Raw genomic sequence first — 17,597 nt, forward strand, 5'->3', positions numbered from 1 at the left:
CCGGCGCGACACCGATACCGGACCGACGCCGAGAACCGGATAGGCTGACGCCCCGTGCGCGCGCTGCTGATCGTGAACCCGAATGCAACGTCGACCACGCCGGCGGCCCGCGACCTTCTGGCCCACGCGCTGTCGAGTCGGGTGCGCGTCACCACGGCACACACGACCCACCGCGATCATGCTGCGGAACTGGCACGCCAGGCCCGCGAGGACGGTGTCGGTCTGGTCATCGTCCACGGTGGAGACGGCACCGTAAACGAGGTGATCAACGGGCTGCTCGGGGTCCCACTGCCCACATCGATGCGCGCCGTCACGATCGGTCCCATCCCGGCTCTGGCCGTGGTCCCCGGCGGAAGCGCCAACGTCTTCGCACGCTCACTCGGAATCCACGCCGACCCGGTTGCCGCCACCAATCAGCTGATCGACCTTCTTGCCGCGCGATCGCGCCGCACCATCGGTCTCGGCCACTGCGACAACAGGTGGTTCACGTTCAACGCCGGTCTGGGTCTCGACGCCGACGTGTGCCAGGCGATCGACGCGGGCCGAAAGGACGGCGGACCCGTCTCCGCGACTCGGTACGTTCGCGCCGCCGTCAGCGCCTTCTTTCGCAACAAACGACGTGATCCGAAACTCACCGTCGAAATTCCAGATCACGATCCGGTAACGGGCGTGCATTACGCTTTCGTTTCCAACTCGAGTCCGTGGACCTATCTGAACGAGCGTCCGGTGCACACCAATCCGGGCACCTCGTTCGACACCGGACTCGGACTCTTCGCGATGCGGACGACGCGCGTCCTGCCGAGCCTGAACGTATCTCGCCAACTCCTGTCTGCAGGCGCGGAACCCAAGTCACGCAAGCTCTTTCGAGTCGACGACGTTCCACGCATCAAGATCACGTCCAGCGAACCCATCGGGTTGCAAATGGACGGAGACTTCCTCGGATTGCGCACCGAGGCCGAATTTCACTCGACACCGTCGGCGCTCGAGGTCATCGCGGAGAACAGGTCCTGATACTGCCCGAATGGGTAGTTTTCAACCGGTTTTCGACGCACCCAGACCGGGCGCCGTGGGCAGCGTCATAGCGTTTTTGCTGGGAAAACCTCTGCACATTGCCCCTCGAGCGGGTACAAAGGAGCGCAGGAGGCTTAAGGCAGCCTAACAGAGTGAGCTTGACCACGGACGCGCGGCTATCTCTTGACTTCCCCTAAGTTCGTGAAAGCATTCACAAGCAACAGTGCGGAAACATTGGATACGCACGAGTGAACATCAGTCGAAAACGCAACGACACAGATCGCGGTAACAACAATCAACACGGCGCTGCGGCGCCCGGTAAGGAGCAGAGGATGGACTGGCGCCACAAGGCAATCTGTCGCGACGAAGATCCGGAACTATTTTTCCCCGTGGGAAACAGTGGCCCGGCACTCGCGCAGATCGCCGATGCCAAGGTCGTCTGCACGCGGTGCCCTGTCACCGCTGAGTGCCTGTCCTGGGCACTCGAGTCCGGCCAGGATGCCGGCGTGTGGGGCGGTATGAGCGAAGACGAGCGTCGCGCGCTGAAGCGTCGCAATGCACGTACGCGGGCTCGTAGCTCCGTATAACTCCCGGTGAACCGGTGAGGGCCAGTCCCTCACCCCGGTTCGCCCGGGCACAGCAGAACCCGGTGACTCCACGACGGAGCCCGGGTTTTTTGCTGTCCGATGCCCAGACGTCCGGCGCTCAGCTGTTCAGGTTCGGGGCGAGCGACGCCCGAGCGGGACGCGGAGGGAGGCGTCCGTGCCCCCGCGAGGCGATGGATGGAGCCCGAGGGAGCCACCCAGTTCGACGGACACCAACGTACGGACGATCTGCAGGCCCAGACCCTCGGACTTCTCCAACGAGAACCCTGAGGGCAAACCACGCCCGTCGTCGTGGATGACGACGTCGAGCCACCGCGCGGATCGGTCGGCCGAGATGCGGACGACACCCGCGGTGCCGGCGTCGAATCCGTGTTCCATGGCGTTCTGCACCAGTTCGGTCAACACCATCACCAGTGGTGTGGCCCGCTCGGCGGAGAAGACGCCCAACTTACCTTCCCGCGCGACGCGGACGCGCGGGTTGACCGTGGCGACGTCGAGCATGATCGGGACCAGCCGGTCGACGATCTCGTCGAGGTCGATTTCCTCGTCCACCGACATGGACAGCATTTCGTGCACCAGCGCGATGGACGTCACCCGTCGAACCGACTCCGACAACGCCACGCGCGCTTCCTCGTTCTCCAATCGCCGTGACTGCAGGCGAAGCAAAGCGGCGACGGTCTGCAGATTGTTCTTCACCCGGTGATGGATCTCGCGGATGGTCGCGTCCTTGCTGAGCAGCGCACGGTCTCGGCGCTTGACCTCGGTCACGTCCCGCACCAGCACGATGGCCCCCACCGACTCACCACGCGGCCGAAGCGACAGAGTTCTGATCAACACCGTCGCACCGCGCGCGTCGGCTTCCATCCGGTATCCCTCGCTTCCCGACAGCGACGCACGAATGTGGTCGGCGATCTCCTGGGAATCGAACGGATCGGTGATCAACGACCGCGTCACCGACGCCAGATCCGTCCCGGACAGGTCGGTCGCCAAGCCCATCCGGTGATAGGCGGACAGTGCGTTCGGACTGGCATAGACGACGCGGCCGTCGGTGTCGACCCTGATGAAGCCGTCGCCTGCACGCGGTGAGGAGTTGACGTCGGTGCGTTCCACGGGGCTGGGAAATGTCCCCTCGCTGATCATCCGGCACAGATCGTCGGCGCAGCCCCGGTATGCGACCTCGAGCGCGCCTGCCGTCCGCTGCCGCGTCGGGTTGGCGTCGCGAGTGAGAATCGCGATGACGTGGTCGCCGCACCGCACCGGCACGCTGTCGGTGTTGGAACCACTGCTGACGATGTCGCGGGTGACCAGCGAGTCCATGACCGTCGGGTGCTGGGACTCCGAGACGACGGCGCCGACCATGTCCTCGGTGAACACCGTCGGTGCGGTCGTCGGTCGGCACTGCGCGACGCACAGGATCTTGGCGTCCGGGCTCGCATCCACGTCGTCGGTTCCGACCCAGAGAAGAAGGTCCGCGAACGACAGATCCGCGAGGAGCTGCCACTCCCCGACCACCCGTTGCAGGTGATCGACAGCTTCTCCGGTCAGATCGGTGTGTTCGGCGAGCAGGTCGCTCAGTGTCGACACGGTGACGGCTCCGTCGCGATTGTGGGCGGGTGCGAGGCGGTGAGAGTCTAGGAGACCACAGCGATCAGGTCGCCCTGCTTGATGACGTCGCCCACGGTGACGGCAATGGTGCTGACCACGCCGGCTGACTCGGCGAGCACCGGAATTTCCATCTTCATCGATTCGAGAACGACGAGAGTGTCCCCGACCGCCACCTCGTCCCCCTCGGTGACCACGATCTGGAACACGGTCGACACCATTTCCGCGCGCACGTCCTCGGCCATTTGGCATCCTCTCGTTCACGGGCGGTTTCGCCTGTGGTTCCGGCACCCGTGACAGGGCGGCCGACCACTCGTGAAAGACTGTAGTGAACCAGTAGAGAGGAGCTCATCATGGGTAAGCGTGGGCGCAAGAAGCGCAGTCGCAAGAACAACAAGGCAAACCACGGCAAACGTCCGAACAGCTGACGATTTGCCTCATCACACGACGAAGGCCGGGAAGCGCGATGCTTCCCGGCCTTCGTCGTACCTCGGCCGGATCTACCCCGGCGTCGTCACTCCTGCTCGGTGTGCTTGATCAGCACGGTTCGCCTTATCTCGATGCTCAGGCGCTCCCGCAGACCGGCGGGCGCCTGGTCACCACCGCACTTGCGACTGATCAGACTCTTGACCTTCTCTTCGATGCCGTACGCGGCAAAGCATGATCCACACTCGTCGATGTGACGTTGAAGCCGAGCCCGGCTGCCTTCGTCGCACTCGTTGTCGAGCATCAGCCACACGTCGGCGATGACCGCGGAGCAGTCCAACGCCTCGAACTGCCGATTCTGTTCGGCTTCGTCGTTCGCATCCGATGTCACTTCGAGACCTCCTGCTCGTGCGCGTCGACCGCACCGTTGCGATTGAAACCACGTTCACGTGCCACGTCCGACAGCAGGCCTCGGAGCTGTTTACGTCCTCGGTGCAGCCGGGACATGACGGTGCCGATGGGCGTGCCCATGATGTCGGCGATCTCCTTGTACGGAAAACCTTCGACATCGGCGTAGTACACCGCCATACGAAATTCCTCGGGCAGCGACTGAAGCGCGGCCTTGATGTCGTCGTCGGGCAGCGCATCGAGAGCTTCGACCTCGGCGGAACGCAGTCCCGTCGACGTGTGCTCGGCCGTTGCGGCCAGCTGCCAATCCGTGATCTCGTCCGTCGGGTACTGCGCGGGTTGGCGCTGCTTCTTTCGGTACGAGTTGATGTACGTGTTGGTCAGGATCCGGTACAGCCACGCCTTGAGGTTCGTTCCCTCACGAAACGAGCGGAATGCGGAGTACGCCTTGATGTACGTCTCCTGGACCAGGTCCTCGGCGTCGGCCGGGTTCCGCGTCATCCGCAGTGCCGCGCCGTAGAGCTGATCCAGCATCGGCAGTGCGTCGCGCTCGAACCGCTCGGTCAGGTCCGCCGCCGACTCCACCGGTGCCTCGGCCTCCGCCTGAGCTGGGCGCTCGACTTCCTCCACGCTGATCCCTTCGGTAGCCATATCCGACCAGGTTACAGCGGGAGAAGGCAGCGCCTTCACGTAGATCGCACTCGAACTCGGAGCGGACCGGAGCGGGCGCTCGGTCGTCGTCACTGCCACAGCAGATCCCTTCCTCTTGCCTTGCGTACCTCTTGGCTCTTCAACACCGGCTTCACCCCGGTCATTCCAGGCGCCGGTCTGGCTACAGTGATCCGATGCCCTCAGCGCACCGGCCCGCCGCCTCCACACCTGCCGTCGCTCTGTTGATCGCGGAGAAGGTCGAGCACTCGGTGCACACCTACGACCACGACCCGAGGTCGGAATCGTTCGGCACGGAAGCGGCGGACGTCCTCACCGAACGTCTCGGTGTCGTCGCCGACCAGATCTTCAAGACGTTGGTGCTCAGGCGTTCCGACAACACACTCGCGGTGGCGGTTCTGCCCGTCACGGCGACACTCTCCCTCAAAGCCGCAGCCTCGGCCCTCGGTACCAGAAAGATCGTGCTGGCAGACCGAGCGGAGGCGGAGAAATCGACCGGGTACGTCTTCGGCGGCGTCTCCCCACTCGGCCAGAAACGAGCGCTCGCGACCGTCGTCGACGAATCTGCCCTGGCCTGGGACCGAATTCTCTGCAGCGGAGGCAGACGAGGGTTCGAGATCGAGCTCGACCCGAAGGACCTCGTCCGGCTCGCGCGGGCCGTGACGGCGCCCGTCGCCACCAGCTGAGCGCCGATGCGCAAAGATGGTGTGGTGACCAACTGGACCGCACCGCTCTCCGCAGCCCCCGTCGACGCGACCGTCACGCTGCCCGGTTCCAAGTCCATCACCAATCGCGCGTTGATCATCTCCGCACTGGCAGGCGGACAGTCGACGGTCACAGCGGCCCTGCGCAGCCGTGACACCGACCTGATGATCGCCGCGTTGCAGCAACTCGGAGTCGGTATCACGATCGACCCGGCCGATCCGACGTCTCTGACGGTCACTCCCGGCGCCCTGCGCGGCGGATCGATCGATTGCGGGCTCGCCGGAACGGTGATGCGGTTCGTTCCGCCTCTTGCCGCCCTGGCGGACGGTGTGGTGCGTTTCGACGGTGACGAGCAGGCACGGACCCGGCCGCTGGACACCATTCTGGGCGCGCTACGCCACCTGGGAGCCGACGTGGCCGGGGATTCGCTGCCGTTCACCGTCACCGGGTCCGGCACTCTGCGGGGCGGGGCCGTCGACATCGACGCCTCGGGTTCTTCGCAGTTCGTGTCCGGGCTGATGCTCAGCGCAGCCGCGTTCGACGACGGCATCACCATTCACCACACTGGAAAGCCCGTACCGTCGATGCCGCACATCGACATGACGGTCGAGATGCTCCGGCGCGCAGGTGTGCAGGTGAGCACTCCGGCCGACAGCGGCGACGCGGACACCTGGCGCGTGCATCCCGGCCCGGTCGACGCCGTGTCGTGGGTGGTCGAACCCGACCTGTCGAACGCGACACCGTTCCTGGCCGCGGCGGCGGTGACCGGAGGTGTCGTACGGGTTCCGAACTGGCCGTCGTCGACGACGCAACCGGGTGATGCCATCCGAGGAATTCTCGAATCCATGGGCGCCACGGTAACCCTCGAGAACGGAACCCTCGAGGTGCGAGGCGGGGCGACATCGACCGGAGTCGACATCGACCTGCACGACGTCGGCGAGCTCACACCCACGGTGGCGGCTCTCGCCGCGCTTGCGGACGGCCCATCGCACCTACGCGGAATCGCTCACCTGCGCGGACACGAAACCGACCGTCTCGCAGCACTTGTCGCGGAGATCCGCCGACTGGGCGGGAACGCGACCGAGACCGACGACGGTCTGGACATCGCACCCGCGGCCCTGCACGGCGGGGTGTGGCGAGCGTACGCGGACCACCGGATGGCAACGGCAGGAGCAATTCTCGGACTGGTGGTCCCCGGAGTGGAAGTCGACGACATCGGAACTACCGCGAAAACCCTCCCAGGTTTCGAAAATCTGTGGGCCTCGATGCTGGGAGACTCGCCGCTCGCGGGGCGAGGGACACGGCCGACCACCGAAGGTGTTTCGTCCTGAGTCGCCGCTACGACGAGTCGGACGTCCGCATCCGCCCAGGCAAGAGCTCACGCCCCCGGACGAAGACGCGTCCCGACCATGCCGATGCCCAGTCGGGAATGGTCGTGTCCGTGGACCGCGGCCGGTGGGGATGCGTTCTCGGAGGGGACCCGTCCCGGCCGGTCGTCACCATGCGCGCACGCGAACTGGGTCGCACACCCATCGTCGTCGGAGACGATGTCGACATAGTGGGAGACCTGTCCGGCAAGGTGGACACGTTGGCTCGCATCGTTCGGGTGTCCGAGCGCCGGACCGTGCTTCGCCGTACTGCCGACGACACCGATCCGTACGAACGTGTCGTGGTCGCCAATGCCGAACAACTGTTGATCGTCGCCGCACTGGCCGACCCTCCGCCGCGCACCGGATTCGTCGAGCGTGCGCTCGTCGCCGCATACGTCGGCGGTCTGAAACCTGTTCTCTGCCTGACCAAGAGCGACCTGGCCGACCCACACGAGTTCGCCTCGGCGTTCGCCGACCTCGACGTCCCGGTGGTGCTGGCCGGGCAGAGCGAAGATCTGACCGACCTCACCGCACGGCTGACCGACAGCGTCACGGCACTCATCGGCCACTCCGGCGTCGGGAAATCGACGTTGGTGAACAGGTTGGTGCCCGACGCGAAGCGCGCAACCGGCACGGTGTCCGGTGTCGGCAAGGGCCGTCACACGTCGACGCAGTCGATTGCACTTCCGTTGCCGGGAGGCGGGTGGGTGGTGGACACCCCTGGCATTCGATCCTTCGGGCTCGCGCACATTTCACCGGAGAACGTGGTGGCCGCGTTCTCCGACCTGGCGGACGCCATCGATGACTGCCCGCGTGGGTGTACTCACCTCGGTCCTCCGGCGGACCCGGAGTGCGCGCTCGATACGTTGACCGGCGATGCAGCGAGACGCGTCGCTGCGGTCCGTCTACTGCTGGAAGCCGTGCGCACCAACGAGAACTGGTGACCCCGCGAGTGCAGTTACCCACGAGGTCACCAGTCCGTGCTTGTACGGTCCTAGGCGGACAACTTCGCGACGAGGCCGCGAATGCCTTTCTTCTTCTTCGATTCCGCGATGGCCGTGCGCAATCCGCGGCGTTTTCCGGTGACCGGATCGACGGTCAGCAGCCCGCGAGACTCGTCGGCGAACTTGCGCTCCGACGCCGTCTCCGGCGCATCGTCCGCGGTTGCCTTGAGGTACTTGTTGGGCAGCGAGAGCTTGGCGATGGTTCGCCAGGACAGCAGGTACTGCTTGCCGATCGAGCCGGTGGTGTAGGGCAGGTCGTACTTCTCGGCGAGTTCCAGAACTCGGAACTTGATCTCGCGCAGGCGATTACTGGGCAGATCCGGGAACAGGTGATGCTCGATCTGGTAGCAGAGGTTGCCGCTCATGAACTCCATGACGGGGCCTGCCTCGAAGTTCGCGCTGCCGAGCATCTGCCGCAGGTACCACTGCCCCTGCGTCTCGCCCTCCATGTCCGACTTCGTGAACTTCTCCGCACCGTCCGGGAAGTGCCCGCAGAAGATGACCGTGTTGGTCCAGACGTTGCGGATCATGTTGGCGACGATGTTGGCCGTCAGCGTGCTCTTCCACGCCGGACCGGTGAGGGCCGGGTAGACCACGTAGTCCTTGGCGATCTGCTTGCCGATCTTCTCGAGGACCTCTCGACGCTTGCGCTCGAACTCCTCGCGCTCGACGCGGCCCTTGGCGACCTTGCCGAGTTCGAGATGCTGTGCGGCGACGCCGTATTCGAAGAAGAGCTGCAGAAGCAGGTTGTAGACCGGGTTGCCGAGGTTGAAGGGCTTCCACCGCTGGTCGCGCGTGACACGGAGAAGTCCGTAGCCGACGTCGTCGTCCATTCCGAGCACGTTGGTGTACTTGTGATGGATGTAGTTGTGCGTCTGCTTCCAGTGCGCCGACGGCCCGGTGTTGTCCCACTCCCACGACGTGGAGTGGATTTCCGGATCGTTCATCCAGTCCCACTGCCCGTGCATCACGTTGTGCCCGAGCTCCATGTTCTCGATGATCTTGGCGGCGCCGAGCATGCCTGTCCCGAGCAACCAGGCCGGGCGCTTGCGGCTTGCGAAGAGGACGGCACGGCCACCGATCTCCAGGGTGCGCTGCAGCCGAATGGTGTTGCGGATGTACCGTGCGTCGCGTTCTCCGCGAGACGCCTCGATGTCACGGCGGATTGCATCCAGCTCGACGCCGAGCGCCTCCACGTCCGCATCGGTCAGATGCGCGTATTCCTTGATGTCCGAAATCGCCACGGGTTACGGCCCTCCTGGCAGTCGTCGGTGATGCACGTCGTGCACGTTCACCACTAACGTACCGTAACTTACGGGAGCGTAGGTTACGACCCCGTAGGTGTGAGAGACTTCACGCGCGACTTCTGCGCCTGACGGAGAGCCTTGGCCTGTCGCTTGGCTTCTTTCTTCGCGTTCCGCAGTGTGACCCGCGCTTCTGCAATGGCCGAACGGAGACCGCGACGCTTACCGGTCAGTGGATCGATTCGGAGCGCATGCACCGTCGGCTCGTCACCCGCCCTGAACCGACGCTCTGAACTGGTCTCGGGCGCATTGTCCGACGTGGCACGCAACCACTGATCAGGAAGCGACAGCTTGTGAATGGTACGCAGCGCCAGCAGGTACTGCTTCCCGAGCGACCCGGTGGTGTACGGAAGGTCGTACTTCTCGCACAGCGCATGCACCTTCTCGGAAATCTCCTCGTACCGGTTGCTGGGCAGGTCCGGGAACATGTGGTGCTCGATCTGGTAGCACAGGTTGCCGCTCATGAACGCCATGACCTTGCCGGCGTCGAAGTTGGCGCTGCCGAGCATCTGACGCAGGTACCACTCCGCGCGCGTCTCCGTCTCGAACTGACCGATGGTGAACTTCTCTGCACCGTCGGGGAAATGGCCGCAGAAGATGACCGCGTAGGCCCACAGGTTTCGGACGAGATTTGCCGTCGCGTTGGCGGTCAGAGTGCTCTTCCACGCAGGACCGGTCAACGCGGGGAACAGAACGAAATCCTTGCCGACCTGACGGGCGATCTTGCGAGCGAACGCACGATTGGACGGAGACTTCCAGAACTCTTTCTCGTGCTCGCCGTCCAGTTCCTTCTGCGCGTCCAAGTCGTGCAGAGCGATGCCCCACTCGAACGTCGCCGCCAGGAGGACGTTGGCAATCGGCTGCAAGAGGTTGATCGGCTTCCACGCTTCGTCGCGAGTCATACGGAGAATGCCGAAGCCGATGTCGTCGTCCATGCCGACGATGTTGGTGTAGGTGTGATGGGAGTAGTTGTGCGCGCGCTTCCACTGCTCCGACGGGCCCGTCTGGTCCCATTCCCACGACACCGAATGGATCTCCGGGTCGTTCATCCAGTCCCACTGCCCGTGCATCACATTGTGCCCGAGCTCCATGTTCTCGATGATCTTCGCAACGCTCAACATCGCGGTACCCACAAGCCACGCTGGACGGTATTTGCTGCCCAACAGCACGATTCGGCTGCCGAACTCGAGACAGCGCTGCAGCTTGATGGTCCGACGGATGTACGCGGCATCCTTCTCGCCGCGCGAATCCTCGATGTCGCGGCGGACCGCGTCCAATTCTCTGCCGAAGGCTTCCATGTCCTCTTCGGTCAGGTGTGCGAACTCTTTGATGTCCGTGATGGCCACCGTGGTCCTCCGAAAGTCGTGGGCGCGGGCCCGAAATGCGTTTTCGCCTCTGTGCGCCAGTGCAAGGGTAGCCGAACTTACTGAGAAGTCCGTGTGGGTTGGAGCACGCTCACACCGCGTCTCGGCCGGTCAGAGCTCGAGTGTGCAGTCGCCTGCAGCCGCCGAAATGCAGGTCTGGATACGGTCGCCTTCACCGTGCTCCTTGCCCGAGCGCAAGTCGATGACGTGCCCGGCCGTCAACGGCACGACACACGTCTGACAGATACCCATCCGGCACCCGAAGGGCATCTGCACACCCAGACCCTCCCCTGCCTCCAACAAGCTCGTGGCACCGTCGACCTCGACGGACCGGTCCGACTTGGAGAAGGTCACCTTGCCGCCCTTGCCGGACGTGTCGGCCCGGGCGATCTCGAAGCGTTCGAGGTGCAGTCTGTCCTCGATTCCCTCCGACTTCCACACTCGCTCGATCTCCTCGAGCAAGCCGGACGGCCCACACGCCCACGTCTGACGCTCGCGCCAGTCCGGGTAGAGCTCATCGAGCGACGCCAACGCGAACTTGCCGTCCGATCTGGTCAACTGCACGTGCGAGGTGAACTGCGGATGACCGGTCGCCAGCGATGCGAGCTCGTCGGAGAACATCACTTCGTCCTCGGTGGGTGCCGAATGAATGTGCACCGTGTCCGGCATGTCTCCGTGCCTGTCCAGGGTACGGAGCATGGAGATGATGGGTGTGATGCCGCTGCCTGCCGTGATGAACAGAATCTTCTCCGGCGGCGGCGTCGGGAGCGCGAAATTGCCCTTCGGAGCGGCCAGCCGAACGATGGTGCCCTGGGGCACGCCGCCGACGAGGTGGCTGGAGAGGAAGCCCTCCGGCATCGCCTTCACCGTGATCGAGATCAGTTTCTCGTCCCAGTTGGGTGCGGACGTGAGCGAATACGAGCGCCAGTGCCAGCGCCCGCCGAGGTGCAATCCGATCCCGATGTACTGCCCGGGCTGGTAGTCGAAGTTGAATCCCCATCCAGGCTGGATGACCAGAGTGACCGCCGTTGCGGTCTCCTGCTCCACCCGAACGATCCGACCGCGCAGCTCACGCGCCGACCACAACGGGTTGGCGAGGTGCAGGTAGTCGTCGGGTAGCAATGGTGTGGTGATGCGCGTGATCGCGCCACGCAACATGTTGAGCTTCGGACGCTTGGGAGCAGATACACCCGCGGCGGGAGCTTCCAGCCACTTCTTGAGATCCATCGGAAAGTACTTACCCCTCGTTCGAGACAGAGACAACGCTGACGTGCTGGACCAGCTGGCGCGAACAGGCCCATATCAAGGTTACGCTACCGTAGGTTACTGGGGCGTTCGACTTCTACAGAAACTCCAACAGGAACGGCAGCTCCTGCGTCGCGTACCACGCGAGGGCGTGATCCTCGGCATCACCGAGGACGAACTCGGCGTCCGGATCGCCCATGTCCGCCGCATCCACGACCCCGACCGCCTTCTCGACAGCGGACTCGGCGCCTTCGAGGTCGACGTGGACCGACGCGACCTCGCTCATCCGAAGCGGCTCCTTCAACCGAACGACGGCGTCGTCCAGGTCCGGCCGAAGCGTCGGATCCTCCACGTCCGCGGCGATCACCGCACGCCGGAACACGACCGAGCCGTCGACGACACCGTCGCCCTCGTCTTCCAGTGCTGCACCGACCAGACGCAGTGACGCCCTCGCCGCTTCGTTCATCGCGACCTCGGCCAGCTCCTCGTCGTCTCCCGACGAATAGGCCTCACGGAGGGTGGGGGTCACCGCGAACGCGGTACGACTGACCGGATGGAACTCACCGTCGGCCACCAGCGTCCGCAACATGGCGACCGTCGCCGGAACATAGACCCTCACGCGTACCTCACACTCTCGATTCGTTGCTGGCGTCGACGAGCTCTTCGAGCGCCTCGCGCAACAGGACGGTGATGACGTCGACGTCGGGCATCGCGCCACGATCGGCGTTCAGGCCGAAGCACACGAATCCGTCGTACGACGTCAAACCGATACTGAGAGCCTGGTTCTCGAACAGCGGCGACACGGGGAACATCTCCAACATACGGGCACCTCCCACGTACAGAGGGAACTGTGGACCCGGGGCATTGGTGACGATCAGATTGAACAGGCGCCTCGACAGCCTGCTGCCCGCCCGGGCACCCATCGCGTGCAGACTGGCGGGCGCGAACCCCGAGATCCGCATCAACGTGTCCGCGGTGACCCCCGGAGACTGTTTGGCGTGCGCCTCGGTGGCGTGCGCGATGTGCGACAACCGCACCACCGCGTTCAGCTCACCCACCGGCAGGTCGATCAGGAACGACGACACCTCGCTGCGGGGCGGCATCTCCGGGTCGTGGTCTCCCGTCAGCCGGTCCGCGCGCTCGTAACCCGACGGATCCTCGGCGACGTAGACCGACATCGGAACCATCGCGCGCACGGTCGACGACGCCGTGACGGGCTCGCCCCGCGACAGCAGCCAGTTGCGGAGAGCTCCGGTCACGACGGCCAACACGACGTCGTTGATCGAGCAGTCGAAACGTGTGTGAATCTTGCGGTAGTCGGTCAGTTCGGTCTTCGCGACCGCGAAACGTCGGTTCCTCGAGATGGGGGCGTTCAGGGGGCTCGTCGGCGCGGTCTGGGCGGCGGTCCGAACGACGGACAGCACCTTTCCCGCTGCGCCGAGCGCTCCCCCGGCGATTCCGGCCACCCCGGCCGCGGCACCACGCAAGATCTCGACTCCCTCGCTCGGGGAGGCGATCAGTTCCGTGATGGCGTCGATCACCAGCGCGGATTCCTTGGGTTCGCGCGCAGGCATCCACAATTCCTCCGCCATCGCGGGCGGGCTCTTGGTTGCATCCAGAATGACCTGGCCGATCTCGAGCGCCTTCTCACCGTCGACGAGCGCCGAGTGCGACTTCGTGAAGATCGCGAACCGGTTCTTGCTCAAACCCTCGACCAGGTACATCTCCCACAGGGGCCGAGTGCGGTCCAGGGGCCGCGACGTCAGCCGCGCCACCAGATCGTGAAGTTGCTCGTCCGATCCCGGCTTCGGTAGGGCCGAGCGGCGAATGTGATACGTGATGTCGAACTCGCCGTCGTCCACCCACACCGGCCGGGCCAGGCCGAACGCAACTTCCCGAACCTTCTGTCGGTACCGCGGCACCAGAGCGAGGCGCTGCTCCACCAGCGACAGCAGGTCCTCGTAGCGAAAACCGTTGCGAGGCGTGCGAAACACCGCGAGAGAACCGAGATGCATCGGTGTACTGCTGGCCTCGAGGAAGTAGAACGACGCATCCTGAGTTGTCAGTCTGTTCGCCATCGCGGGTACCGGTTCCCCAATCCTTAGCCACACCGTGCCGATCACCACTCGTCGAGCGAGGTGGTTCGTCGTACTCGAACCTAGACGAACCCACAGGCTACAGCCATTCGGCCGACGTTCGATGGAACCGACTGCGCCTCGGTTCCGTCTGAATTACCAAGAGGCCGAATCCGCCGGAGGGACCGAGAATGAACGCCATGTCGGATGCACGCCGGTTCGCGTACATCGCCCGCGCCACAGCATTCGAACCGCCGACGGACAGCGCACGTGCGAACGACGGGCCGGTGACGGACAGTCAGGCCGTCCCTGCTGCCTGCAGCAGGCCGACCCGTCGCCGACGCCCGTTCCCGCGCAGCGTCGGACACCACGAGCACCCCGAAGGTTCCGGACCTGCCGCCGCACGCGGATCGCGCATCGGCCCGTTGGTGGTGGACAGCGAGAATCCGGTGTCCGACGATGCTCGCCGCGGCGCCGAGCAGGCAGTTCGGTTGCTGCTGGAGGTCCTGGATCGACGACGGCCGCCCGAGAAGATGGGACAGCTGTTCGCCCCGAACGTCGTGGAATCGGTGCGGACGATCGCACGCACCGAACCACCGGGTCGACGGCTGGGGGCGGCCAGCCTGCGTCGCATTCACGTCACGCACGCCGCACGCAACGCGACGGAAGTGTTCGGAACCTACACGCGCGGGACGCGGGTGTTCGCGGTCGCGGCCCGCCTCGAGTACCGGCGCAGCCTCAAGTACACCGGGTGGACAGTCACGTCGCTGCGCGTCGTCTGATGCCGTGCAGCGACGTGACCGAGACCCCTAGCGCTTCTTCTTGGACCGCGCCGGCTTGGACGTCTTCGACTGTGCCCGAGCGGCTTCGCGGCGTTCCCGACGCGTTCCCTGCGCCGCGGCGTCGCCGCCCGACGAGTTGGGTGCCGTCGCGACACCGGACCGGCGAACTGCGGTCCCTCCGTCTTCGTCCGGACCGGAGAACGTCAGACGCTCCTCGGTGCGGTCGTCCAGGCCCTTCGCGCGCAAGGCCGACGGAACGGGGGCGGCAGGCGCCTCCTTCTTCGGTTCCGGACGGGCCGGCGCGGGCTGACCCGCCGACGCCGGAGCCGCGCCCGCGACAGCCGACGCTGCCGGGGCCGTGCCGGTGTTCGCTGCCCGAGTTCCGACGGGCGAGGCGAGTCCCGGTGCGACCGCGAGGCCGGCACCGACGGCCGGACCGGCTGGGGCAGGTGTGGCCTCGACCTGAAGGTTGAACAGGAATCCGACGGACTCCTCCTTGAGTCCTTCGAGCATGCCTCGGAACATGTCATAGCCTTCGCGCTGGTACTCGACCAGCGGGTCACGCTGTGCCATCGCTCGCAGGCCGATGCCTTCCTTCAGATAGTCCATCTCGTAAAGGTGTTCACGCCACTTGCGGTCGAGGACGGACAGCAGCACACGGCGTTCGAGCTCACGCATACCATTATCGCCCGCCACCTCTTCGATGCTCTTCTCTCTGGTGGCGTACGCGGCGCGCGCGTCGGCCAGCAGTGCTTCGAGGAGTTCTTCGCGGGTCAGGTCGCTCTTCTCACCGAATTCGTTCTCGTGCGAGAGCTCCTTGTGGTCGAGACCCACCGGATAGAGCGTCTTCAGCGCTGTCCACAGCTGCTCGAGATCCCAGTCCTCGACGTAGCCCTCGGCGGTCGCGCCGTTGACGTAGGCAGTGATCACGTCGGTGATCATGCTTTCGACCTGGCCCTCCATGTCAGCGCCCTCGAGGATGCGACGCCGCTCCTCGTAGATGACGGTGCGCTGCTGGTTCATCACCTCGTCGTACTTCAAGACGTTCTTGCGGATCTCGAAGTTCTGCTGCTCGACCTGGGTCTGCGCACTCTTGATCGCCTTCGACACCATCTTGGCTTCGATGGGAACGTCGTCCGGGAGGTTGAGCCGGGTCATGATCGACTCGAGCGCACCACCGTTGAACCGGCGCATCAATTCGTCACCGAGCGACAGGTAGAAGCGCGATTCGCCCGGGTCACCCTGACGACCGGATCGACCACGGAGCTGGTTGTCGATACGGCGTGAGTCGTGACGCTCGGTGCCGAGGACGTACAGGCCGCCGGCGGCGCGCACGGTCTCGGCGTCGGCCTTGACCTGAGCCTTCACCGTTTCGAGAGCGGAGTCCCACGCTGCCTGGTACTCATCGGGCGTCTCGACGGGATCGAGGCCCTGCTTGCGGAGCTGCACGTCGGTGATGATGTCCGGGTTACCGCCGAGCACGACGTCGGTACCACGCCCTGCCATGTTGGTGGCGACCGTGACGGCGCCGTGGCGACCGGCCTCGGCGACGATCGTCGCTTCCTGCTCGTGGAACTTGGCGTTCAGCACGCTGTGGACGACGCCGCGCTTGGTGAACTGCTTGGACAGGTACTCCGAACGCTCGACGCTCGTCGTACCGATCAGCACGGGCTGACCTTTGCCGTGTCGCTCGACGACGTCGTCGACGACGGCGTCGAACTTGGCTTCCTCTGTCTTGTAGATGAGGTCGCCGTTGTCCACCCGCACCATGGGGCGGTTGGTCGGGATCGGGATCACACCGAGGCCGTAGGTCTGGTGCAGCTCCGCGGCCTCGGTCTGCGCGGTACCGGTCATGCCGGACAACTTGTCGTAGAGCCGGAAGTAGTTCTGCAGCGTGATCGTGGCGAGAGTCTGGTTCTCGGCCTTGATCTCCACCTTCTCCTTGGCCTCGATGGCCTGGTGCATGCCCTCGTTGTACCGGCGGCCGACGAGGATACGACCGGTGAACTCGTCGACGATGATGACCTCACCGTCGCGGACGATGTAGTCCTTGTCCTTGGTGTAGAGCTCCTTGGCCTTGATCGAGTTGTTGAGGTAGTTCACCAACGGCGAGTTGGCGGCCTCGTAGAGGTTGTCGATGCCGAGCTGATCCTCGACCAGCTCCACGCCTGCCTCGTGCACACCGACCGTGCGCTTCTTGATGTCCACCTCGTAGTGGACGTCGTTCTTCAGCAACGGTGCGATGCGGGCGAACTCGCCGTACCACTTGGACGACGCGTCGGCCGGGCCCGAGATGATCAGTGGCGTGCGGGCCTCGTCGATCAGGATCGAGTCGACCTCGTCGACCACGGCGAAGTTGTGCCCCCGCTGGACCAGATCGTCGAGCGAGTGCGTCATGTTGTCGCGCAGGTAGTCGAAGCCGAACTCGTTGTTGGTTCCGTACGTGATGTCGGCGGCATACGCGGTACGACGCTCGGCCGGGGTCATGCCGGACAGGATCACGTCGGTCTCGAGGCCGAGGAAACGGTGAACTCGTCCCATCCACTCCGAGTCGCGCTTGGCGAGGTAGTCGTTGACGGTGACGACGTGCACTCCGTCACCGGACAGCGCGTTGAGGTATGCCGGGAGGACGCAGGTCAGGGTCTTGCCTTCACCGGTCTTCATCTCCGCGACGTTGCCGAAGTGCAGGGCCGCTCCGCCCATCACCTGGACGTCGAAGTGCCGCTGGCTCAAGACGCGCCACGATGCTTCGCGCGCAACGGCGAAGGCCTCGGGCAGGAGTTCGTCGAGCGTTTCGCCCTTGGCGTAGCGCTCCTTGAATTCGACGGTCTTGGCCCTGAGCTCGTCGTCGGACAAGCCCTCGACGTCCGGTGACAGGGTGGACACGTGGTCGGCGATGTTCTTGAGTCGCTTGACCATGCGACCCTCACCGACACGGAGCAGCTTGGAAAACGACAGCGAAGGCACGGGCTTTCTCGTCCTCGATCCTCGGTTACTTGTATTCGGTCGACAGGTTGGCGGTGCAGG

The 17,597-nt window shown here is 64.8% G+C and carries 17 protein-coding genes; 7 read left to right on the forward strand and 10 right to left on the reverse strand.

The window, feature by feature from the left end; translation table 11 throughout:
* Positions 1–54 precede the first annotated feature (54 nt).
* Positions 55–1,011, forward strand: coding sequence for a diacylglycerol/lipid kinase family protein (locus CH289_RS25550; protein WP_019666098.1), 957 nt, complete (start codon positions 55–57; stop codon positions 1,009–1,011).
* 332 nt (positions 1,012–1,343) lie between these two features.
* A complete protein-coding gene (locus CH289_RS25555) occupies positions 1,344–1,598 on the forward strand; it encodes a WhiB family transcriptional regulator (RefSeq protein ID WP_026347946.1) in 255 nt (84 codons plus the stop codon).
* Positions 1,599–1,724: 126 nt separating this feature from the next.
* On the opposite strand, the gene CH289_RS25560 is transcribed toward CH289_RS25555, so the two are convergent.
* The gene (locus tag CH289_RS25560; protein WP_020112109.1) at positions 1,725–3,200 is read right to left on the reverse strand and encodes a sensor histidine kinase; all 1,476 of its coding nucleotides are present in this window, start codon (positions 3,198–3,200) and stop codon (positions 1,725–1,727) included.
* Between the two features lie 47 nt (positions 3,201–3,247).
* Positions 3,248–3,463, reverse strand: a complete 216-nt coding sequence (locus CH289_RS25565; RefSeq protein WP_019666101.1) for a biotin/lipoyl-binding carrier protein — start codon at positions 3,461–3,463, stop codon at positions 3,248–3,250.
* A gap of 108 nt (positions 3,464–3,571) precedes the next feature.
* Between CH289_RS25565 and CH289_RS29080 the strand changes: the two genes are divergently transcribed.
* Entirely contained in the window at positions 3,572–3,646 is a 75-nt protein-coding gene (locus CH289_RS29080; RefSeq protein WP_099052202.1) for a 50S ribosomal protein bL37, read from the forward strand.
* An 86-nt stretch (positions 3,647–3,732) separates the two neighbouring features.
* On the opposite strand, the gene rsrA is transcribed toward CH289_RS29080, so the two are convergent.
* Positions 3,733–4,035, reverse strand: coding sequence for a mycothiol system anti-sigma-R factor (rsrA, locus tag CH289_RS25570; protein WP_020112110.1), 303 nt, complete (start codon positions 4,033–4,035; stop codon positions 3,733–3,735).
* On the reverse strand, positions 4,032–4,703 hold the full coding sequence (locus CH289_RS25575) for a sigma-70 family RNA polymerase sigma factor (RefSeq protein WP_019666103.1): 672 nt from the start codon (positions 4,701–4,703) through the stop codon (positions 4,032–4,034). Before CH289_RS25575 ends, rsrA begins: the two co-directional genes overlap by 4 nt.
* Positions 4,704–4,897: 194 nt before the next feature.
* Between CH289_RS25575 and ybaK the strand changes: the two genes are divergently transcribed.
* From ybaK to rsgA, 3 genes are all read left to right on the forward strand, one after another.
* Entirely contained in the window at positions 4,898–5,407 is a 510-nt protein-coding gene (gene ybaK / locus CH289_RS25580; RefSeq protein ID WP_020112111.1) for a Cys-tRNA(Pro) deacylase, read from the forward strand.
* A gap of 6 nt (positions 5,408–5,413) precedes the next feature.
* Positions 5,414–6,757: a 3-phosphoshikimate 1-carboxyvinyltransferase gene (aroA, locus tag CH289_RS25585; RefSeq protein ID WP_179276876.1), complete on the forward strand. Its 1,344-nt coding sequence runs from the start codon at positions 5,414–5,416 to the stop codon at positions 6,755–6,757.
* Between the two features lie 104 nt (positions 6,758–6,861).
* Positions 6,862–7,740 (forward strand): ribosome small subunit-dependent GTPase A, encoded by an 879-nt coding sequence (rsgA, locus tag CH289_RS25590; RefSeq protein WP_231383863.1) that lies wholly within the window; start codon positions 6,862–6,864, stop codon positions 7,738–7,740.
* Positions 7,741–7,790: 50 nt separating this feature from the next.
* Here the strand turns inward: rsgA and CH289_RS25595 are convergent, their stop codons facing one another.
* The 5 genes from CH289_RS25595 to CH289_RS25615 all read right to left on the reverse strand — a co-directional run bounded on the left by CH289_RS25595 (position 7,791) and on the right by CH289_RS25615 (position 13,791).
* Complete coding sequence (locus CH289_RS25595; RefSeq protein ID WP_020112113.1) at positions 7,791–9,044, reverse strand: fatty acid desaturase family protein; 1,254 nt, start codon at positions 9,042–9,044, stop codon at positions 7,791–7,793.
* A gap of 83 nt (positions 9,045–9,127) precedes the next feature.
* Positions 9,128–10,450: a fatty acid desaturase family protein gene (locus tag CH289_RS25600; RefSeq protein ID WP_020112114.1), complete on the reverse strand. Its 1,323-nt coding sequence runs from the start codon at positions 10,448–10,450 to the stop codon at positions 9,128–9,130.
* Between the two features lie 129 nt (positions 10,451–10,579).
* Positions 10,580–11,695: a ferredoxin reductase gene (locus tag CH289_RS25605; RefSeq protein WP_019666109.1), complete on the reverse strand. Its 1,116-nt coding sequence runs from the start codon at positions 11,693–11,695 to the stop codon at positions 10,580–10,582.
* A gap of 115 nt (positions 11,696–11,810) precedes the next feature.
* Positions 11,811–12,332, reverse strand: a complete 522-nt coding sequence (locus CH289_RS25610; RefSeq protein ID WP_019666110.1) for a DUF6912 family protein — start codon at positions 12,330–12,332, stop codon at positions 11,811–11,813.
* Between the two features lie 7 nt (positions 12,333–12,339).
* Positions 12,340–13,791, reverse strand: coding sequence for a WS/DGAT/MGAT family O-acyltransferase (locus tag CH289_RS25615; RefSeq protein ID WP_026347949.1), 1,452 nt, complete (start codon positions 13,789–13,791; stop codon positions 12,340–12,342).
* 197 nt (positions 13,792–13,988) lie between these two features.
* On the opposite strand from CH289_RS25615, the gene CH289_RS25620 reads away from it, so the two are divergent.
* A complete protein-coding gene (locus tag CH289_RS25620; RefSeq protein WP_019666113.1) occupies positions 13,989–14,570 on the forward strand; it encodes an Rv3235 family protein in 582 nt (193 codons plus the stop codon).
* A gap of 27 nt (positions 14,571–14,597) precedes the next feature.
* Here the strand turns inward: CH289_RS25620 and secA are convergent, their stop codons facing one another.
* A complete protein-coding gene (gene secA / locus CH289_RS25625; RefSeq protein WP_019666114.1) occupies positions 14,598–17,537 on the reverse strand; it encodes a preprotein translocase subunit SecA in 2,940 nt (979 codons plus the stop codon).
* Positions 17,538–17,597: the final 60 nt, after the last annotated feature.

It is taken from the genome of Rhodococcus sp. RS1C4 (assembly GCF_002258225.1).
Taxonomy (GTDB): Bacteria; Actinomycetota; Actinomycetes; order Mycobacteriales; family Mycobacteriaceae; genus Rhodococcoides; species Rhodococcoides fascians_E.